This is a genomic window from Streptomyces sp. NPDC059649 (assembly GCF_042734445.1).
Lineage (GTDB): Bacteria > Actinomycetota > Actinomycetes > Streptomycetales > Streptomycetaceae > Streptomyces.
The window spans coordinates 46,921-65,672 of the sequence record NZ_JBHWDV010000004.1; the positions used below are offsets into that span (position 1 = coordinate 46,921).

16 protein-coding genes are annotated in these 18,752 nt (G+C 73.5%); 8 read left to right on the top strand and 8 right to left on the bottom strand.

Going from position 1 to position 18,752, the window contains the following annotated elements; all coding sequences use genetic code 11:
* Window positions 1-52: 52 nt before the first annotated feature.
* Both ACFV1J_RS08305 and ACFV1J_RS08310 read right to left on the bottom strand, forming a co-directional pair.
* Window positions 53-1,129, bottom strand: a complete 1,077-nt coding sequence (locus ACFV1J_RS08305; RefSeq protein ID WP_385856482.1) for a Zn-dependent alcohol dehydrogenase — start codon at window positions 1,127-1,129, stop codon at window positions 53-55.
* 129 nt (window positions 1,130-1,258) lie between these two features.
* Window positions 1,259-2,134: a MaoC/PaaZ C-terminal domain-containing protein gene (locus ACFV1J_RS08310; protein WP_385856483.1), complete on the bottom strand. Its 876-nt coding sequence runs from the start codon at window positions 2,132-2,134 to the stop codon at window positions 1,259-1,261.
* A gap of 414 nt (window positions 2,135-2,548) precedes the next feature.
* Between ACFV1J_RS08310 and ACFV1J_RS08315 the strand changes: the two genes are divergently transcribed.
* From ACFV1J_RS08315 to ACFV1J_RS08330, 4 genes are all read left to right on the top strand, one after another.
* Complete coding sequence (locus ACFV1J_RS08315; RefSeq protein WP_385856484.1) at window positions 2,549-3,616, top strand: ABC transporter ATP-binding protein; 1,068 nt, start codon at window positions 2,549-2,551, stop codon at window positions 3,614-3,616.
* A complete protein-coding gene (locus tag ACFV1J_RS08320) occupies window positions 3,616-4,344 on the top strand; it encodes an ABC transporter permease (RefSeq protein ID WP_385856485.1) in 729 nt (242 codons plus the stop codon). The genes ACFV1J_RS08315 and ACFV1J_RS08320 overlap by 1 nt, the downstream gene beginning before the upstream one ends.
* Before the next feature lie 237 nt (window positions 4,345-4,581).
* Window positions 4,582-5,775, top strand: coding sequence for a sensor histidine kinase (locus ACFV1J_RS08325; RefSeq protein ID WP_385856730.1), 1,194 nt, complete (start codon window positions 4,582-4,584; stop codon window positions 5,773-5,775).
* Window positions 5,772-6,377, top strand: coding sequence for a response regulator (locus ACFV1J_RS08330; RefSeq protein WP_385856486.1), 606 nt, complete (start codon window positions 5,772-5,774; stop codon window positions 6,375-6,377). The genes ACFV1J_RS08325 and ACFV1J_RS08330 overlap by 4 nt, the downstream gene beginning before the upstream one ends.
* A gap of 91 nt (window positions 6,378-6,468) precedes the next feature.
* Here ACFV1J_RS08330 and ACFV1J_RS08335 read toward each other — a convergent pair whose 3' ends face one another.
* The 3 genes from ACFV1J_RS08335 to ACFV1J_RS08345 all read right to left on the bottom strand — a co-directional run bounded on the left by ACFV1J_RS08335 (window position 6,469) and on the right by ACFV1J_RS08345 (window position 11,638).
* Window positions 6,469-7,917, bottom strand: coding sequence for an MFS transporter (locus ACFV1J_RS08335; RefSeq protein WP_385856487.1), 1,449 nt, complete (start codon window positions 7,915-7,917; stop codon window positions 6,469-6,471).
* A gap of 246 nt (window positions 7,918-8,163) precedes the next feature.
* Window positions 8,164-9,357, bottom strand: coding sequence for a lipid-transfer protein (locus tag ACFV1J_RS08340; protein WP_385856488.1), 1,194 nt, complete (start codon window positions 9,355-9,357; stop codon window positions 8,164-8,166).
* 88 nt (window positions 9,358-9,445) lie between these two features.
* Window positions 9,446-11,638, bottom strand: coding sequence for an acyl-CoA dehydrogenase (locus ACFV1J_RS08345; RefSeq protein ID WP_385856489.1), 2,193 nt, complete (start codon window positions 11,636-11,638; stop codon window positions 9,446-9,448).
* Between the two features lie 405 nt (window positions 11,639-12,043).
* On the opposite strand from ACFV1J_RS08345, the gene ACFV1J_RS08350 reads away from it, so the two are divergent.
* From ACFV1J_RS08350 to ACFV1J_RS08365, 4 genes are all read left to right on the top strand, one after another.
* Window positions 12,044-12,709: a class I SAM-dependent methyltransferase gene (locus ACFV1J_RS08350; protein ID WP_385856490.1), complete on the top strand. Its 666-nt coding sequence runs from the start codon at window positions 12,044-12,046 to the stop codon at window positions 12,707-12,709.
* 27 nt (window positions 12,710-12,736) lie between these two features.
* Window positions 12,737-13,669: an N-acetylmuramoyl-L-alanine amidase gene (locus ACFV1J_RS08355; RefSeq protein WP_385856491.1), complete on the top strand. Its 933-nt coding sequence runs from the start codon at window positions 12,737-12,739 to the stop codon at window positions 13,667-13,669.
* A gap of 169 nt (window positions 13,670-13,838) precedes the next feature.
* Complete coding sequence (locus ACFV1J_RS08360) at window positions 13,839-14,684, top strand: hypothetical protein (RefSeq protein WP_385856492.1); 846 nt, start codon at window positions 13,839-13,841, stop codon at window positions 14,682-14,684.
* 173 nt (window positions 14,685-14,857) lie between these two features.
* Window positions 14,858-15,868, top strand: a complete 1,011-nt coding sequence (locus ACFV1J_RS08365; RefSeq protein WP_385856493.1) for an LLM class F420-dependent oxidoreductase — start codon at window positions 14,858-14,860, stop codon at window positions 15,866-15,868.
* A 17-nt stretch (window positions 15,869-15,885) separates the two neighbouring features.
* Here the strand turns inward: ACFV1J_RS08365 and ACFV1J_RS08370 are convergent, their stop codons facing one another.
* From ACFV1J_RS08370 to ACFV1J_RS08380, 3 genes are all read right to left on the bottom strand, one after another.
* Entirely contained in the window at window positions 15,886-16,704 is an 819-nt protein-coding gene (locus tag ACFV1J_RS08370) for a maleylpyruvate isomerase family mycothiol-dependent enzyme (RefSeq protein WP_385856494.1), read from the bottom strand.
* A 78-nt stretch (window positions 16,705-16,782) separates the two neighbouring features.
* Entirely contained in the window at window positions 16,783-17,853 is a 1,071-nt protein-coding gene (locus tag ACFV1J_RS08375; protein WP_385856495.1) for a prenyltransferase/squalene oxidase repeat-containing protein, read from the bottom strand.
* Window positions 17,850-18,719: a class I SAM-dependent methyltransferase gene (locus ACFV1J_RS08380; protein ID WP_385856496.1), complete on the bottom strand. Its 870-nt coding sequence runs from the start codon at window positions 18,717-18,719 to the stop codon at window positions 17,850-17,852. Before ACFV1J_RS08380 ends, ACFV1J_RS08375 begins: the two co-directional genes overlap by 4 nt.
* Between the last annotated feature and the right edge of the window lie 33 nt (window positions 18,720-18,752).

Here is an 18,752-nt window from a genome sequence, read left to right on the forward strand (position 1 = left end):
TCCCGTCCTCTCGGTCTTCGTGCGGCGGCTCTCGGGTCTCGCTGTCAGCCGGTCAGATCTCTATGCAGGTGCGCAGTGCCGTCCCGGACCGCATCTGGTCGAGGGCGTCATTGATCTCCGTGAGCCGGACGCGGTGGGTGATCAGCCCTTCGAGGTCGATCCGGCCGGCCCGCCACAGGGCGATGGCCCGCTCGTAGGAGCGCAGGACGTCCCCACCGCCGTAGAGGGACGGCAGGATCCGCTTCTCGTCGAAGAACAGCTCGAACATGTTGACCTGGAAGGTGTCGTCCATGGCGCCGGCGCCGACCACGCACAGGGTGCCGCCGCGCCGGGTCGTCTCGTACGCGGTGCGGGCGGTGGCGGACCTGCCGACCACCTCGAAGACGTAGTCGAAGCCCTCGCCACCGGTGAACTCGGCCTTGGCGCCGGCGAGTTCCTCCGGGGCGACGGCCTCGGTGGCGCCGAAGCGCAGGGCCGCCTCGCGCCGGGCGGGCACCGGGTCGACGGCGACGATCCGGGCCGCGCCACAGGCCCGGGCGCCCTGGATGACGGAGATCCCGACGCCGCCGCAGCCGATGACCGCGACCGAGGAACCGGCCGCCACCTGCGCCGTGTTGAAGGCCGCGCCGAGCCCGGTGGTGACGCCACAGCCGATCAGCGCGGCGATCTCGTACGGGACGTCGTCCGGGATGGGCACCGCGCAGTTGGCGGCGACCACCACCTCCTCGGCGAAAGTGCCGGTGCCGGCGAACCCGAAGACATCCCCGCCGGGCCGCCGGAAGTTGGGCGTGCCGGCGTTCATGAACCCGGCCAGACACAGGTGGGTCTGGCCTCGTTTGCAGGACGGACAGCTGCCGCAGGCGGGCAGCCAGCACATCAGCACCCGGTCGCCCACCGCCAGACCGGTGACCCCGTCGCCGACCTCGACGATCTCCCCGGCGCCCTCGTGGCCGGGGACGAAGGGCACGGGCTGCGGCAGCACCCCGTTCATCGCCGAGAGGTCGGAGTGGCACAGTCCGGTCGCCCGGATGCGGATCCTGACCTTGCCGGGCCCGAACCCCACCGCCTCGACGTCGTCGAGGACCTCCAGCTTGTCCTGCCCGGTCTCGTGCTGTACGGCTGCGCGCATCTCACGGCTCCCCTCGGAGACGACAACTCGGCGGCGGCAAAGCGATGGCTGAGCGATGACTGAGCGATGACACCGAACGGTGGCTGAGCGGTGGCTGAGCGGGGGCACTGAACGGTGGCTGAACGGTGGCTAGTTGTGCTCGACGAAGGTGTCCGCCAGTACCGCCGCGTCGTCCCGCTCGGGCGCCGTCACCGACACCTGGATCCGGCCGGGTTCACGCCACAGCCGGATGCGGAGCGTCTCGCCCGGGAAGACCACTCCGGCGAAGCGCGTGCCGTACGACCGGACCCGGGAGACGTCCCCGTCCAGCAGGGTGTCGACGACCGCCTTGAGCGTGACGCCGTAGGTGCACAGCCCGTGCAGGATCGGCCGGTCGAAACCGGCGAGCTTGGCGAACTCGGGGTCGGCGTGCAGCGGGTTCCAGTCGCCGGAGAGGCGGTAGAGCAGCGCCTGGTCGGCGCGGATCCGCCGGTCGGTGGTCAGGTCGGGGGCGCGGTCGGGGAGTTCGTGGCGGGCGGAGGGGCCACGGTCGCCGCCGAAGCCGCCCTCGCCGCGGACGAAGATCTGGGTGTCGCAGGTCCACAACGGCCCGTCGTCGTCGGCGGCTTCGGCGCGCAGCACGATGACGGCGGCCTTGCCCTTGTCGTAGACGGCCGGGACGGACGAGGTCTGGGTGGCGCGGCCGTGCACCGGCAGCGGGCGGTGCACGGTGACGGTCTGCCCGCCGTGCAGGACGGCGGCGAGGTCGACGTCGATGCCGGGGGCGGAGAGCCCGCCGGCCAGGGCCATCCCCCCGCCCGCGACGGTGGCGAAGCTCGGTAGGACGTGCAGCGCGCTCTCCAGGGTGTAGCGCAGTTCGTCCGGGTCGGTGGCGGCCCGCGGTTTCTCGGGGGTGGCGGCGCCGGCGCCGATGCCGAGGTGGTAGAGCTGGACGTCCTTGTGGTCCCAGGCGAGTTCGGTGGTCCGCGGTTCGGCGGAGGTGGCCTTGGCGACGTCGATGGGCATGGGGGCGGTTGCTCCTTCACCACGGTGGAGTTCGGTGGAAGACCCCGGCCCGGCCGTCCGCACCGTCGGACGGGCCGGGGTCGTCACTGGTCGGCGCGGACCGCGCGGGTCGGCGGTGCCGTACGGGACACCGGCCGGGCGCGGCTCGCGCGCCGGCCGGCGGACCGCACGGGACATCCGCCCACTTCTAGAACGCGTTCTAGCCGATGGCCTTCATGTATAGCCGATTCGTCGAGCACCGGGAAGGCCCCTGACGGTTTGTCAGAAACGCGTCGGGCTCCGGGTCGCAGCCGGGGTCCGCAGCCGGGGTCCGCAGCCGTGACATTTGTCAGTGGGCATCACCCACATTCGCCCCTGCCCCGGCCCGCGCACGCTCCGTAACGTCATGGACAGGAACCGACCGGAGGGGCAGAGATGACACCGGACACGACAACAGACACCACACCGGATACGACACCGGGCAGGAAGCGGACGACGGCGCAGGGGGCGCCGGTGGTGCGGGGCGGCGGCGGGACGGCCGTGGCGTTCTCCGGCGTCACCCGGAGTTACGGCGCGGTGCGGGCCGTGGACGGCATCGACCTGCGGATCGCCGCGGGCGAGACCGTGGCACTGCTCGGCCGCAACGGCGCCGGCAAGTCCACCACCCTGAACATGCTGCTGGGGCTGCTACCGCCCTCCTCGGGCACGGTGCGGCTGTTCGGCGGCGAACCGGAGACCGCCGTACGGGCCGGCCGGGTCGGGGCGATGCTGCAGGACGGCAAGGCCATCCCCCGGGTCACCGTCCGCGAACTGGTCGGCTTCGTGGCCGCCACCTACCCGCGGCCGATGGACGTCACCGAGGCGCTGGAGCTGGCGGGCCTGGCCGAGTTCGCCGGGCGGCGGGTGGACCGGCTGTCCGGCGGCCAGGCCCAGCGCGTGCGGTTCGCGGTGGCGCTGGCCGGCAACCCCGACCTGCTGGTCCTCGACGAGCCGACCGCGGCCCTGGACGTGGAGGCCCGCCGGACGTTCTGGCGCGCGATGCGGGCCTATGCCCGGCGCGGCCACACCATCGTGTTCTCCACCCACTACCTGGAGGAGGCGGACGACCATGCCGACCGGATCGTGGTGATCGACCGGGGCCGGGTGGTCGCCGACGGCAGCGGCGAGGCGGTCAAGCGGCGGGCCGGCGGGTCGCTGGTCTCCTTCGACCTCGCGGGCGCGCCGACCGCACCGCTGTCCGGGCTGCCCGGCGTGCACACCGTGGAGGTCCGCGGCGACCGCGCCCTGTTGCGGACGGCGGACTCCGACGCCACGGTCCTGGCGCTGGCCGGACTGGGCCTGGTCCGCGGCCTGGAGGTCTCCGCCGCCAGCCTGGAGGACGCCTTCCTCGCCCTCACCTCCCCCGAGACCCCGGACGTCGCCGCCCCGGACCGCGACGCTCCGGACCGCGACGCTCCGAATCTCGACGCCCCGCCTCTCGCCGCCCCGAAGGAGACCGTGTGATGCTCGCCTACCTCCGTCTCGAAGTCCGCCGTACGCTGCGCGACCGGGGCTTCGTGATCTTCGGCATCGGGATGCCGGTGCTGATGTACGTGCTGATGACCAACATCGGCACCGGCCCCGGCGGCGCGGACATGGGGTGGAAGACCGCCTCGATGGTCGGCATGGCCGCGTACGGCGCGCTGGGCGCGGCGATCGGCACCGGCACCGGCGTCGCCGAGGACAAGCAGCTGGGCTGGCTGCGGCAGCTGCGGATCACCCCGATGGGGTCGCTGCGCGCCGTGGTGGGCCGCGGGCTGACCGGGTCGGTGACGGTCCTGCCGGCCATCGCCGCGGTCCTGCTGGTGGGCGCGCTGGCCAACGGCGTCCGGATGCCGGCCTGGCAGTGGGCCGCGCTGGCCGGTCTGCTGTGGGTCGGCACCGCCCCGTTCACCCTGCTCGGGCTGGGCAACGGCTACCGCCTCTCGGCGCAGTCCACCGGTGTGGTCAATACGGGCTGCATGCTGCTGCTGTCGATCGTCGGCGGACTGTGGTTCCCGCCCGAGCTGTTCCCCGGCTGGCTGCGCGCCCTGTCGTCCTGGACGCCCGGCAACCGCTTCGCCGAACTCGGCCGGAGCGTCACCGAGGGCGGCGCACCGAGCCTGGCGGCAGTGGCGGTGCTGGCCGCCTGGCTGACAGTCTTCGGCGGATACGCGGTGTACGCGTACCGCCGGGCCGCACGGACCGTGTGACCGGCGATGGCGATGGCACGGATCTGGGAATCGACAGTGCGGCAGAAGACAGAGCAGGAGCAGGACCCGGCCGGCGGAACGCCCGGCCGGGCGACGGGGACGGACGGGGCAGCGGGGACGGACGGGGCAACGGGGACGGACGGGGCGGCCGACGGCGACGGTACGTCGTGTGCGAAGCGGCCCGGCGGAAAGCTCGACAAGGGCCCGGGCAAATACAGCTTCCTGCCCTGGCTGCTGATGGGGCTGGGCGCGTTCTCCAACATCGTCCAGGGCAGGACCGGCAACCCCTGGCTGGCCGGCCTCGGGCTGCTGGCCTTCAACTCCTTCTACCTCACCGTCATCTGGTCGGCCTTCAGCCCCCGGCTGCGCGACACCCGCTACCCGGTCGTCGCCCTGGGCGTGCTCGCCGCCATCACGTTCGCCATCGCGCTCGGCTTCGGCGGCAGTTGGTTCCTGTTCTTCCCGCTGCTGTCACTGGCCTCCGGTACGGTCCGCGCGCTGCGCGGCAAGAAGCTCGCGGTGTGGCTGATCGTGCTCAGCGGTGCGGCCGGATTCCTGTCCGGGCAGGCCGGCGACCCGAGCGACGCGTTCGGCGTCGGCTACGGCACGTTCCTCTCCGGCATGGTGACGTCCACGGTGCTGAGCCTGTTCGACACCATCCAGGAGCTGCGGGCCACCCGGCAGGAACTCGCCCGCAGCGCCGTGGAGAAGGAACGCCTGCGCTTCTCCCGCGACCTGCACGATCTGCTGGGACACACGATGTCCCTGGTCGTGGTCAAGGCCGAGGCGGTGCGCCGGCTGGCACCGCGCGATCTGGACGCGGCGCTCGCCCAGGCCGCGGACATCGAGGCGGTCGGCCGGCAGGCGCTGACCGAGATCCGCGAGGCGGTCACCGGCTACCGCGAGGGCAGCCTCACCACCGAACTGGACCGGGCCCGTTCGGCGCTGGAGGCGGCCGGCATCGAAGCCGTCGTCCGGCAGTCCGGGCCGCCGCTGCCCCCGCAGGCCGGTGCGCTGCTGGGCTGGGTCGTCCGCGAGGGCGTCACCAACGCACTCCGGCACAGCGGCGCCACCCGCTGCGAGATCGCGGTGCACGCCGACGAGGAACGGGTCCGGCTGACGATCACGGACGACGGCCGGGGTCCCGTAAGCTCCGGTGCGACCCCGACGGCCGGCCGGACCTGGCTCCGCGACCGCACCCCCGGGCCCGACGGTGACACCGCCGGTACGGCCCCCGCGGACGGCACCGCCGCCTCACCCGGCACACCGGGCCCGCCCGGCGGCACCGGCCTGAAGGGCCTGACCGAGCGACTGGCGGCGGCCGGCGGCACCCTGCACAGCGGCCCCGACGGCCGACGCGGCTTCCGGGTGACGGCCGAACTGCCGGTGGGGACGGGGGAGACGACGGAGACGGAAGGGTTGACCAGGTGATCAAGGTCCTGCTCGCGGAGGACCAGGGGATGATGCGGGGCGCGTTGGCGCTGCTGCTCGACCTGGAAGAGGACATGCAGGTCGTGGCGCAGGTCGCGGCGGGCGACCGGATCGTACCGGCCGCGCTGGAGGCCCGCCCCGACATCGCGCTCCTGGACATCGAACTCCCCGGGCGCAGCGGGCTGGACGCCGCGGCCGATCTGCGCGCCGCGCTGCCGTCGTGCAAGGTCCTGATCGTGACGACCTTCGGCCGGCCCGGATATCTGCGCCGCGCCATGGAGGCCGGGGCGTCCGGCTTCCTGGTGAAGGACGGCCCGGTGGAGGACCTGGCGGCGGCGATCCGCCGGGTCCTCGCCGGGGAGCGGGTGATCGACCCCGGGCTGGCCGCGGCGGCGCTCAGCGCCGGCCCCAATCCGCTGACCCAGCGGGAACGGGACGTGCTGACCGCCGCGGTGGACGGCGCGACCGTCGCCGACATCGCCGGCAAGCTCCACCTCTCCCAGGCCACCGTCCGCAACTACCTCTCCGCGGCGATCGGCAAGACCGGCACCCGCAACCGTATGGAGGCGGTACGGGCGGCGCGGCAGAACGGGTGGCTGTAGCGGGAGGGAGGCCGGGGCCGGGGCCCCGCCAGGGGGCCGAGCCCCACCCTGGACCTTCGCCCAACCCTGCGTCACCACGCCCAGCCCTGGCTCAGGCCCTCCAGCCCTGGGCCACGTCCGTGCGGCGGCGCGGCAGGGCGAGCAGCATGAGCAGGATGCTGCCCAGCAGCACTCCCGAGCCGACCTGGAAGGCCAGCCCGTAGCCGTCCGCCAGGGCCGCCTTCGTGCCGTGGCCCGCCTCGATGCGGGAGGCGGCGACGGTGGACAGGATCGACAGGCCCAGGGCGCCGCCCATCTGCCGGGAGGTGTTGATCAGGCCGGAGACCAGGCCCTGGTCGGCCGGGTCGGCGCCGGAGGTGGCGATGGCGGCGACCGGGGTCGCGGTCAGGCCCGCGCCCAGTGCCATCAGGATGCCGGGGCCGAGGATCGTGCCGAGGTAGGTTCCGTCGACGTCCATCGTGCCCTGCCAGACCATGCCGGACGCGGAGATCACCGCGCCGGTGACGGCGAGGGACTTGGCGCCCAGCCGGTTCATCAGCCGCGGCCCGACCGTGGACCCGAGGACGATGGACAGCGAGTGCGGGATGAAGGAGAGCCCGGCCTGCAGCGGCTGGTATCCGAGGACGTTCTGGACGTAGAGCGACAGGAAGTACCACATCGAGAACATCGCGGCGCCGGCCAGCACCATCGCCGCGTTCGCCGAGGAGACCGAGCGCAGCCGGAACAGCCCCAGCGGCATCAGCGGCGCCTTGGCCCGTGCCTCGACGGTGAGGAAGGCGGCGATCACGACCAGCCCGGCGGCCAGCGGTAGCAGCGCCGACGCCGCCCCCCAGCCGTCCGTCTCGGTCTGCACGATCCCGTACGCGACCAGTCCCAGCCCGCCGGTCACCAGCAACGCACCGGGCACGTCGAGCCGTCGGGCCGCGCCCTGCCGGCTCTCGGTGAGCCACAGCGCCGCGCCGGTCAACACCAGTGCGCCGACCGGGACGTTGATCAGCAGCACCCAGCGCCACGACAGGTACTCGGTGAGCAGCCCGCCGACCAGACCGCCCACCGCGCCGCCGCCGGCGCCGACCGCCGTCCAGGTGGCGATCGCGCGGGTACGGGCCGGGCCGGCCGGGAACGACGTGGTGAGGATGGTGAGGGTGGCCGGCGAGAGCACGGCGGCGCCGACGCCCTGGACCGTACGCGCCGCGATCAACTGCCAGGGCTGCTGGGCCAGTCCGCCGCCCAGGCTGGCGAGGGTGAACAGCGCCAGCCCGAGGACGAAGATCCGCTTACGGCCGAAGAGGTCCGCGGCCCGGCCGCCGAGCAGCATGAAGCCGGCGAAGGTGATCACGTAGGCGTTGACGATCCACTGCAGGCCCAGCTCGCTCAGGCCCAGCCCGGTCCGCATGGCGGGCAGTGCCACGTTCACCACGGAGACGTCCAGGACGACCAGGAACTGTCCGGCGCAGACCAGCAGCATGACCAGCCAGGCGGGTGCGGCGCTGCGGCGGGCGGCCGTGGACAGGGTGGTGGACTCGGCTATCGGGGGCATGCGGACATGCTCGCACCCGCCCCGCACCCCCCGCATCGGGATATCGGTGCATACGCCACCTGACGGGGGACCTAGGTCGGTGGGCGGAGAGCGGGGGCGGGGCGGGCCGGCGGGGCGGGCGCCCGAAGAAGGGCGGGGCGAAAGGGGGCGGGGCGCGGGGCCCGTAGGGGTTGGGGGTGGCGGTCCCCTAAGGGTCGGGAGGGCCCCCGAAGGGCCAACTACCCGTCCCAGGAGGAGAGTTAACGCTCACCTGCGGAGCAGCGTCACCACCGCCGCACCGCCCAGGCCGATGTTGTGGGCCAGGCCCACGCGGGCGTCGGGGACCTGGCGGGCGCCGGCCGTGCCGCGGAGTTGCCAGACCAGTTCGGCGGTCTGGGCGAGGCCGGTGGCACCCAGGGGGTGGCCCTTCGAGATCAGGCCGCCGGACGGGTTGACCACCCAGCGGCCGCCGTACGTGGTGGCCCCGTCGGCGACCAGTTTCCCCGACTCGCCGTCCGCGCACATGCCCAGCGCCTCGTAGGTGAGCAACTCGTTGATCGAGAAGCAGTCGTGGAGCTCGATGACGTCCACGTCCTCGATGCCGAGCCCGGACGCCTGGTAGACCTGCCGGGCGGCGGCCCGCGACATCGGCTTGCCGACGACGTCGATGCAGGAGCCGGAGGCGAAGCTCTCCTCGGTGTCGGTGGTCATCGCCTGGGCGACGATCTCCACCGCCCGGTCGGCCAGCCCGTGCGCCCGGACGAACCGCTCGGAGGCGACGACCACCGCGGCCGCGCCGTCGGAGGTCGGCGAGCACTGGAGCTTGGTCAGCGGGTGGTGGATGACCTTGGCGGCCAGTACCTCCTCGACCGTGTGGACGTCCCGGAACTGGGCGCGGGGGTTGTGCGCGGAGTGCCGGTGGTTCTTGGCGCCGACCGCGGCCAGTTGCTCGGCCGTGGTGCCGTACCTCTCCATGTGCTCGCGGGCCGCGTTGCCGAAGATCTGGGCGGTGGGCGGGGTCCGTTCGAAGCCGTGCGCGGCCGCCATGACGCCGTAGTGGCGGGCGACCGGGGACGTACTGAAGTCGCCCGCGTCCGCGCCGCCGCCGAGCGCGCCGCGTCGCATCTTCTCGAAGCCGAGTGCCAGGACGCAGTCGTTGAGGCCCGAGGCGACGAACTGACGGGCCATCATCAGCGCCGTCGAGCCGGTCGCGCAGTTGTTGTTGACGTTGTAGACGGGGACACCGGTCAGGCCCAGCTCGTACGCGGCGCGCTGGCCGGCCGTGGACGGCTGGTGGCAGTAGCCGACCGGCACCTGCTCGACGGCGTCGTAGCCGATCCCGGCGTCCGCGAGCGCCGCCCCGCCCGCCTCCTTGGCCATGTCCCAGTACTGCCACGCGCGGGTCTCGGGCTTCTCGAAGTTCGTCATCCCTACGCCGACGAGGTACGCCGTGCCTGCCATTTCGGTCCTCCTGGTGAGTCACCGGGCGTCGTGCGGGGTCAGAAGAGGGCGGGGTCAGAAGAGGGCGGGGTCGGATGAGGGGGCGGGGTCAGATGAGGGGGCGGGGCTCCGGGTCGCGGGGCAGTCCGAGCAGCCGCTCGGCGACCACGTTCCGCTGCACCTGGGTGGTGCCGCCGGCGATGGTCAGACAGCGCGACATCAAAAAGCCGTGCAGGGCGCGTTCACCGGTGCCCTCGCGCACCGCGCCGTCCGGGCCGAGGAGTTCCAGCGCCAGTTCGGCGACCTTCTGCTGGTGCGGGGTCTGCACCAGTTTGCGGATGCTGGCGCCGGCGCCCGGTTCGAAGCCGGAGACCTGCTGGAGCGTGGTGCGCAGCGTGATGCAGGCCAGCGCGTGCGCCTCGGCGGCCAGCGCGCCCACCCGGGCCCGTACGGAGCCGTCGAGGCCGGCGGTGCGGTCGAGGAGGGCGGTCAGTCCGGTGTCGAAGGTCAACTGGTCGGCCATGTGGACGCGTTCGTTGTCCAGGGTGGTGCGGGCCACCTTCCAGCCGTTGCCGGTCTCGCCGACCACGGCGTCGGCCGGCAGCAGTACGTCGTCGAAGTAGACCTCGTTGAAGAGCGCCTCGCCGGTGATCTCCTTCAGCGGGCGGATGTCGATCCCGGGGGTCTTCATGTCGACGACGAAGAAGGTCAGCCCCCGGTGTTTGGGGGCCTCCGGGTCGGTGCGGGCGAGCAGGATGCCGTGGTCGGCCCACTGGGCGGCCGAGGTCCACACCTTCTGTCCGTTGATCCGCCAGCCGGGGCCGTCGGGCCCGTCCACCCGCTCGGCGCGGGTCCGCAGCGCGGCCAGGTCCGACCCGGCCTCCGGTTCGGAGAACAGCTGGCACCACAGCATCTCCCCGCGCAGTGAGGGCATCAGATAGCGCTGCTGCTGTGCGGGGGTGCCGTGGGCGAGCAGGGCGGGCACGACCCAGGTGGCGATGCCCAGATCGCTGACGGTGACGCCGGCGGCGGCCAGTTCCTGCTGGACGGCCAGTTGCCGGAGGGGGCCGGCGCCCAGTCCGTAGGGCGGCGGGAGATGCGGTGCGGCGTATCCGGTGGGAGCCAGCTCGCGGCGTGCGGCGGCGGGGTCGAGTCCGCGTACCCGGTCGATGACCTCGCGGGCCTCGGTACGGAACTGCTCGGCCGCGTCCGGGAGTTGGATGCTCAGCGGGCGCCGGGCGCCGTCGGCGGCATACCCGGCGGCGCGCAGCCGGTGGGTGTCGCCGGCGCCGAGCAGCTGGCGGGCCACGGTCGCCCGGCGCAGATGCAGATGGACGTCGTGTTCCCAGGTGAAGCCGATGCCGCCGAGGATCTGGAGGCAGTCCTTGGCGCAGCTGAAGGCGGCGTCGAGGGCGGTGGCGGTGGCGAGGGCGGCGACCAGGCCGCGGACCTCGGGCGGCTCGCGGTGGGCGCGGGCCGCGTCCCAGGCCAGGGCGCGGGCCTGTTCGCAGCGGACGAGCATGTCGGCGCAGAGGTGTTTGACGGCCTGGAACTGGCCGATGGGGCGGCCGAACTGTTCGCGGGTCCGGGCGTGTTCGGTGGCGGTGGCGAGGGCCCAGGCCGCCGTCCCGCAGCTCTCGGCGGCGAACAGCACCCCGGCCAGGTCGCGGACGAGGGCGTCGTCGATCGCCATCAGCCGGTCCGCGGGGACCGGGACGCGGTCCGCGTGGACCTCGGCGACCGGGCGGGTCGGGTCGGCGCTGTCCTGGACGCGTACGGTCAGCGCCGCGGTGTCGACGGCGAGATGGACGGTCCCGGTGGCGGTCCGCGCGGCGAGCACGACGAGGTCGGCGTCGGCCCCGGCGAGGACGGGTGGCGCGGTGCCGTCGAGGACGTAGCCGTCGGGCGTCCCGGTGGCGGTGAGCGTGCCGGGGCCGAGCGCCACCGCGCCGATCAGCCCGCCGGTGGCGAGGGCCCGTACCAGGTGCCGGTGGGTGCCTGTGTGGTGGAGCAGGGCGGCGGCAAGGACGGTGGGCAGGTACGGGCCGGGGAGTGCGGCGCGGCCCAGTTCTTCGAGGACGACGGCGAGGTCGAGCAGGTCGCCGCCCCCGCCGTCGGCCTCGGGGAGGTGGAGGCCGAGCAGTCCCTGGGCGGCGAGGCCGTCCCAGTGGGCAGGGCGCCCGGTGCGGGCGGGTGTGGTGTCGAGGAGTGTGCGGACCTCTTCGGGCGGTACGGCCCGGCGGGCCCAGCCGCCCGCCGCCTCGGCCAGGTCGCGGTGGTCCGGTGTGATTCCGATGCCCATGCGGGGCAGACTAGAACACGTTCCAATCTGACGGAAGGTCAGATGAGCCGGAATGTTCCGACCGGCGGACCGCGCCCAGGTGTCGCAGGGGGGCCACCCGTGGCACACGGGAAACGGCCGGTGGCACACGGAAAACGGCCGACGGCGGACGGGAAACGGTCCGATGAATTCCGGTACGGAATGCCTTTTGCCGCCCCGGCGGTTTCCGGCCCACACCTTTCCCGTTTCCGGACATCCGGGAAACGTCCGGCGATAAACCGGCGGGAACGGCCGGGAATCCGCCGGCGCGACTCCCCCGCCCGGCCCGGCCGGCCGGAAAACCGCACGAAAAGGCGAACCCCCGCACGGCCGCCCCCGGCCCGTACGGCACGATGAGCCTCCGACCGCACGACCAGGAGGAAGCCCATGTCCGCTCCCACGGCGCCGACCGCCCCGCAGCCGGAGATCCTCGCCGCGTTCGAGGCGGCGAAGGGCTTCATGCCCGTGGACGAGGGGCTCGCGCTGTACGCGGCGGCGGCCGGGGCGGCACGGCTGGGGCTGCCGCTGGTGGAGGTCGGCACGTACTGCGGCCGGTCCACCGTGCTGCTCGCGGACGCGGCCCGGGCCGCCGGGGTGACGGCCGTCACCGTCGACCACCACCGGGGCAGCGAGGAGCAGCAGCCCGGCTGGGAGTACCACGACCCGTCCGTGGTGGACCCCGAGGTCGGCCGGATGGACACCCTGCCCACCTTCCGCCGCACCCTGCACGCGGCCGGGCTGGAGGACCACGTGATCGCCGTCGTGGGCCGTTCCCCGCAGGTCGCGGCCGTGTGGGCGCGGCCGGTCGGGCTGGTCTTCATCGACGGCGGACACACCGACGAGCACGCCACCGCCGACTACGAGGGCTGGGCGCCGCACGTGGCGCCGGACGGGCTGCTGGTCATCCACGACGTGCACCCGCACCCCGAGGACGAGTTCACCGGCCAGGCGCCGTACCGGATCTATCTGCGGGCGCTGGGCTCCGGGGCGTTCACCGAGGTCTCCGCGCAGGGGACGCTGCGCGTCCTGCGGCGCACCGGCCCGGGCAGCTGATCCGGGCCGCGGGCTACCATCGCGGAGATGTCGAACGGCAGTACCTTCCCCCCGCCCCGCCGCCGGCGCGGCACCGTACTCCTCGTGCTGGCCGCCGTGGCCGTGGTCGCCCTGGGCGGCTGGCTGTTCTGGCGGCAGGCGGGCGGGCACGGCGACCCGACGGCCCGCGGCGGCACGCCGACGCCCGGCCGGACGGCGGGGAGCGGCTCCGGTACCGGCGGCACTCCGGACGGGCGCGCGGGCCGCGGCGCCACCCCCCGCCCGGGCGGCACGGGTGATCCGCACGGCAGCCTCAAGGGCATGACCGTGGTGATCGACCCCGGGCACAATCCCCGCAACAGCCGGCACACCGGGCAGATCGCCCGGCTGGTGAACATCGGTACCGCGCGCAAGGAGTGCGACACCACCGGCACCGCCACCAACGGCGGCTACGCGGAGGCGTCCTTCACCCTGGACGTGGCCCGCCGGGTCCGCACCCTGTTGGAGCACCAGGGCGCCAAGGTCGTCCTCACCCAGGACGGCGACCGCCCGTACGGGCCGTGTGTGGACGAGCGCGCGGCGATCGGCAACAAGGCGCACGCGGACGCCGCGGTCTCGATCCACGCCGACGGCTCGGCCGCCGGCAACCGCGGCTTCCACGTCATCCTGCCCGCGCGGGTCTCCGCCGGCCCGGCGGACACCGCGGCGATCACCGGTCCGTCGCGGCAGCTGGGCGAGCGGCTGGCCGACCGCTTCCGGACGGTAACCGGAAGTTCGCGGTCCAATTACGTCGGCCACGGCACCGGGCTGGATGTCCGCGGCGATCTGGGCGGGCTCAACCTCTCCACGGTGCCCAAGGTGTTCATCGAGTGCGGCAATATGCGCGACGCCAAGGACGCCGCGCAATTGACCGACGGGCACTGGCGGCAAAAAGCGGCCCGCGGGATCACCGAGGGCATTACGGACTTCCTGACGCGCTGACCACCTACGACGATCGCACCCCCGGCCGGATAACGCATCGAAACCAACAGGCCGACCCGCCGGATTCGGCGATAGGTTCCCCTTTACGATGGGTGGTCACCGCCGTGCCTCGCACCGCGCGCACCGCGACAGCGACGAATAGACCACGAAAGAGACAAAGGACCCTTACGTGAACATCCGCTCCCTCACTAGAGGCGACGGCGTGGTGATCGGAGCAGCGGTGCTGCTGTTCATCGCCTCGTTCCTCGGCCTCACCGGCGCCCCGGACTGCACCGGCCCGTTCGCCAAGTACTGCGAGGCCCAGGACTACAGCAGCAGCAACGCCTGGTCCTCCGTCTCCGTGCTCATGAGCATCTACCTGGCCGGCGTGATCGGCGCGGCGATCATCGTCATCAGCCGTGCGCTGCCGCAGCCGCGCAAGATCGCCGGTCTCGACCTCGGCCAGTTCGGTGTCGCGCTGACCATCTTCGCGGCGTGGACGGCGTTCTGGTCCCTCATCGACGCCGGCAGCGCCGGCGCCGGCCTGATCGTGGGTCTGATCGCCGCACTGGCGCTGGCCGGCGGCGCGGTCGCCGGTCCGCTCGTCCCGGCGCTGAAGGTGGAGCTGATCGGTGCGCCCAAGCCGCCGGCCGCCCCCTACGGCGCGGGCCCCAACCCGGGGTACGGCTACCCCGGCGCCCAGCAGCAGGCGGCGGGCCAGGGCTACGGCTACCCCGGTCCGGGCGGCCAGCAGACCGGCCAGACGCCCGGTCAGCCGGCGGCCGACGCGACGGCCGGCGGCGCGGCGGGCGCGGCCCCCGCGGCCGGCGGCGCGGCGGACTTCGCACCGTTCTGGTTCGCGGTCCCCGTCGCCCGCCCGCTGTACGGCGAGGACGGTTCGCCGTCGCCGATCGCCGAACTGGCGCCCGGCACCTGGTACCTGGCGGTGGAGCAGCGCGGTCAGGCGCTGATCGCGCAGACCCAGGACGGCCGCCGCGGCGTCCTGCAGGACACCACCGGCATCCAGCGCGGCTGATCCGCCACCACCGTCCCCCAGCGGTCCTTCCACGGCCCCTCGCCTCCCGGCGGGGGGCCGTTGCGCTGCCCGCACACCGGTCGTACAGTGCGCGCACGACAGTGAGCTGACGGTGCGTCAGCTCGTATACGGGTGAAGGCCCGGGACGTCCGTAGCGGAGAGAGGCGGTCGCCATGCGACTCGGTCTGGCACTGGGCTACTGGGGCCGCGGCCCCGACCCCCGGCACCTCGAACTCGCCCGTGCCGCCGAACGCCTCGGTTACGACTCGGTGTGGACCGCGGAGGCCTGGGGCTCGGACGCGTTCACCGCCCTCACCTGGATCGCCGCCCACACCTCCCGTGTCCAACTGGGCACCGGCATCGCCCAGATGGCCGCCCGTACCCCCACCGCCACCGCGATGCACGCCCTCACCCTCGACCACCTCTCCGGCGGACGGCTGCTGCTGGGCCTGGGGCTGTCCGGGCCGCAGGTCGTCGAGGGCTGGTACGGGCGGCCGTTCCCCAAGAGCCCGCTGACCGCCACCCGCGAATACGTGGACGTCGTCCGCCAAGTGCTGCGCCGCGAGGGGCCGGTGGAGTCCGACGGGCTGTTCCATCCGCACCCCTACCGCGGTCCGGACGGCACCGGCCTGGGCAAACCGCTCAAGCCGATCACCCACCCCCTGCGCGCCTCGGTGCCGGTCCTGCTCGGCGCGGAGGGGCCCAAGAACATCGCCCAGACCACCCGGATCGCGGACGGCTGGCTGCCGCTGTACTGGTCGCCGCAGCGCACCGGCGTCTACGAGGAGTCGCTGGCGGGCGCGCCCGAGGGGTTCCGCATCGCGCCGATGGCCCGCGCGGTGGTCTGCGACGACGTCGCCGAGGGCCTGTGGCCGGTCAAGGCGATGCTCGGCTTCTACATCGGGGGCATGGGGCACGCCGCCCGGAACTTCCACGCCGACCTGATGGCGCGTATGGGATACCCAGAGGAGGCCCGACGCATCCAGCAGCTGTTCCTGGAGGGCCGCAAGGAGGAGGCGATACGCGCCGTTCCGGACGCGTTCGCCGATGAGATCTCGCTGGTCGGCCCGCGCGAACGGATCGCCGAGCGGCTGGAGTCGTGGCGCGCGGGCCCGGTCACCGACCTGCTGGTCACCGCACCGGACCCGCGCACGCTACGGGTGCTGGCCGAGCTGAACTCCTGACGCCCGGCGTGGGCCGCTCACTCGAACGAGGCGTACGTCAGCCAGGTGTCGAGCAGCGCCCGGTCCCCGAGCACCTCGACCCGGTCGCTGTCGGCGGGCAGCCGGCGGTAGAGGACGCAGAGCAGGTCCGTGAGCGGGCCGCGCAGCGCGACCGCCGCCTTCTCGTGCGCGCGGCGGTGGGTGAACCGGTCGCCGGTGAGGTCGAGCAGCCATTCGGCGTTCAGCCCGTCCGGCGTGTCCGTGGCGTGCAGGTGGAGCGTGTGGCCGGGCCCGAAGGGCGTGACGCCGTGCGCCGCGAACCGCTCGGCGGCCTCCGGCAGCGCGCACAACTGGAGCCACTCCTCCAGGCAGTCGGCGGCCACCTCCTGCGGCACGTCGAAGGGGACGCCGGCGGCGAGCGCGGCGTCGATGCGGTGGACGACCGTCTCATGGGTCATCCGGCGGGCCCAGAAGCGGGACCGCTGCACCGGCGGCGCCCAGGTCCACACCTCCGCGTCCGGCCCGGCCTCGCGCAGCGCCGCCACGGTCTCCTCCGCGCCCTGGGCGAGCCAGGCGTCCAGGGCCGCCGCGTCCTCCCCCTCGGGCCCGGGCGTGCCCGGCACCTCGTCGGGCCCGATGCCCTGCTCCGCGCGGGTGGCGACGATCGTGCCGGCCCAGCGGTGCGCTCCGCCCACGTGCCGGGCGAGGTCGGCCAGCGTCCAGTCGGGACAGGTCGGCACGGTCACGGAGAGGTCGGCGCTGCGCACGATCTCCCGCAAGCGGTCGGTCTCGTCGAGGAGTTGGGAACAGTAGGCGTCATGGCTGAGGGAGCCCTGGAGGGGCGCGGGGTGAGTCATGCGGCGCACAGTAGTGCGCATCGCGGACCCGGGGCGTCCTATTTGACGCGTGCCGGGTCCGCCGATGCCGCGCCGCGCCTATCGGCAGCAGTCCGGATCGAGCCCGGTCGGCAGCCGTTCGCCGCCGAACACGAGGGTGGTCGCCTCGTCACCGCCCACCGCCGCCACCGCGAGCAGCAGCGAACCGGCCGTCCAGGAGGTGCGTTCGCGCGGCCAGATCGCGTCGTCGTCGAAGACGTAGCCGGTCCAGTACATGCCGTCCTCGGCGCGCAGGTGCTGGATCCACTTGAGGATCGTCACGGCCCGCTCGGACTCCCCCATCGCCCACAGCGCGAGCGCCAGTTCGGCGCTCTCGCCGCCGGTGACCCAGGGGTTGGGCAGGACGCAGCGCACGCCCAGGCCGGGCACCACGAAGCGCTCCCAGTCGGCGTCGATCCGGTCCCGGGCCGCCTGGCCGCGGACCGCGCCGCCGAGGATCGGGTAGTACCAGTCCATGGAGTAGCGGGCCTTGTCCAGGAACCGCTCGGGGTGGCTGCGTATCGCATGGCCGAGCCTGCCGGCCGCCAGCTCCCAGTCCGGCTGCGGCTCCTCGCGCTGTTCGGCGAGCGCCAGGGCGCAGCGCAGCGCCTGGTAGATGGAGGACGAGCCGGTCAACAGCGCGTCGCGGACCGGGGTGCCGTCGTCCTCGCGCTTCCAGCCGATCTCCCCGCCGGGCTGCTGCAGTTCGAGGACGTACTCGATCGCGGCGTGGACCGCGGGCCACATCCGGTCGAGGAAGGTCTCGTCGCCGGTGGACAGGTAGTGGTGCCAGACGCCGACCGCGAGGTAGGCGCAGAAGTTGGTCTCCCGGCCGCGGTCGGTGGGCGCCGCCGCGTCCCCGTCGGCGTAGGCCGCGTACCAGGACCCGTCCGGGTTCTGGTGCCGCACCAGCCAGTCGTACGCGGCCTCGGCGCGCTCGTGCTCGCCGGCCGCGTCCAGGGCCATGGCGGCCTCGGTGTGGTCCCATGGGTCGAGGTGGTGACCCCGGAACCACGGGATGGCGCCGTCCGTGCGCTGGGTCGCGAGGATGCCGTCGACCGTACGGGCGGCCTGTTCGGCGGTGAGCACCCCCGGCAGGACGAGCCGTTCGGTACGCCCGGGACTCGTCACTTGGCGGCCCCGGCGGAGGACTTGGCGGATGCCTTCGTGGCGGGGGCCTTCGTGGTGGACGTGGCGGTCTTCCGGGTGCGGGTGGCGGGCCGGGCGGCCGGCTCCGGGGCCTCGGCGGGCGCGCTCGCCTCGTCGGCGACGGGCGCCTCGGGCAGGTGCGGCTTGGTGGCGTAGACGACGAAGCTCTTGCCGATGACGGGGTTGAGGGCCCGCTCGGCGAGCCGGGTGGCCAGCGGCTTCTTCATGATGTCCCAGACCAGCAGCTTGTGGTACGCCTGCACCGGCAGCGCCTTGTCGTTGTCCACCCCGAAGGCGCACTTGAGCCACCAGTAGGGGCTGTGCAGCCCGTGCGCGTGGTGCGTGCCGTACGGCTCCAGGCCGGCCTCCCGCATCTTGCCGAGGAGTTCGTCGCCCCGGTAGATACGGATATGGCCACCCTCGACCTCGTGGTACGCATCGCTGAGCGCCCAGCAGATCTTCTCCGGCCCGTACCGCGGCACGGTGACCGCGATCCGGCCGCCGGGGCGCAGCACCCGCACCATCTCGGCGAGCACGCCCTTGTCGTCCGGGATGTGCTCCATGACCTCGGAGATGATGACGACGTCGAAGCTGTCGTCGGGGAAGGGCAGGGCCAGCGCGTCACCCTCCATGGCGGTGGCGGACGCACCGGCCGGGGCCTCGCCGGCCTCCTTCATCGCGGCGAACCACTTGGCGACCTCGCGGATCTCGTCGCCGTTCTGGTCGAGGGCGACGACCTGCGCGCCGCGCCGGTAGCACTCGAAGGCGTGCCGACCGGCGCCGCAGCCCAGGTCGAGCACGCGGTCGCCGGGAGCGAGCGGGAATCGGGAGAAGTCGACGGTCAGCACGGCGTTCTGCTTTCGTCCGGCGGTGGGTGGCGG

Bases quoted from the DNA above. Each gene is read 5' to 3' on its own strand.
- ACFV1J_RS08305 (WP_385856482.1), bottom strand. From the start codon at position 1,129: ATGCGCGCAGCCGTACAGCACGAGACCGGGCAGGACAAGCTGGAGGTC.
- ACFV1J_RS08310 (WP_385856483.1), bottom strand. From the start codon at position 2,134: ATGCCCATCGACGTCGCCAAGGCCACCTCCGCCGAACCGCGGACCACC.
- ACFV1J_RS08315 (WP_385856484.1), top strand. From the start codon at position 2,549: ATGACACCGGACACGACAACAGACACCACACCGGATACGACACCGGGC.
- ACFV1J_RS08320 (WP_385856485.1), top strand. From the start codon at position 3,616: ATGCTCGCCTACCTCCGTCTCGAAGTCCGCCGTACGCTGCGCGACCGG.
- ACFV1J_RS08325 (WP_385856730.1), top strand. From the start codon at position 4,582: ATGGGGCTGGGCGCGTTCTCCAACATCGTCCAGGGCAGGACCGGCAAC.
- ACFV1J_RS08335 (WP_385856487.1), bottom strand. From the start codon at position 7,917: ATGCCCCCGATAGCCGAGTCCACCACCCTGTCCACGGCCGCCCGCCGC.
- ACFV1J_RS08340 (WP_385856488.1), bottom strand. From the start codon at position 9,357: ATGGCAGGCACGGCGTACCTCGTCGGCGTAGGGATGACGAACTTCGAG.
- ACFV1J_RS08345 (WP_385856489.1), bottom strand. From the start codon at position 11,638: ATGGGCATCGGAATCACACCGGACCACCGCGACCTGGCCGAGGCGGCG.
- ACFV1J_RS08350 (WP_385856490.1), top strand. From the start codon at position 12,044: ATGTCCGCTCCCACGGCGCCGACCGCCCCGCAGCCGGAGATCCTCGCC.
- ACFV1J_RS08355 (WP_385856491.1), top strand. From the start codon at position 12,737: ATGTCGAACGGCAGTACCTTCCCCCCGCCCCGCCGCCGGCGCGGCACC.
- ACFV1J_RS08365 (WP_385856493.1), top strand. From the start codon at position 14,858: ATGCGACTCGGTCTGGCACTGGGCTACTGGGGCCGCGGCCCCGACCCC.
- ACFV1J_RS08370 (WP_385856494.1), bottom strand. From the start codon at position 16,704: ATGACTCACCCCGCGCCCCTCCAGGGCTCCCTCAGCCATGACGCCTAC.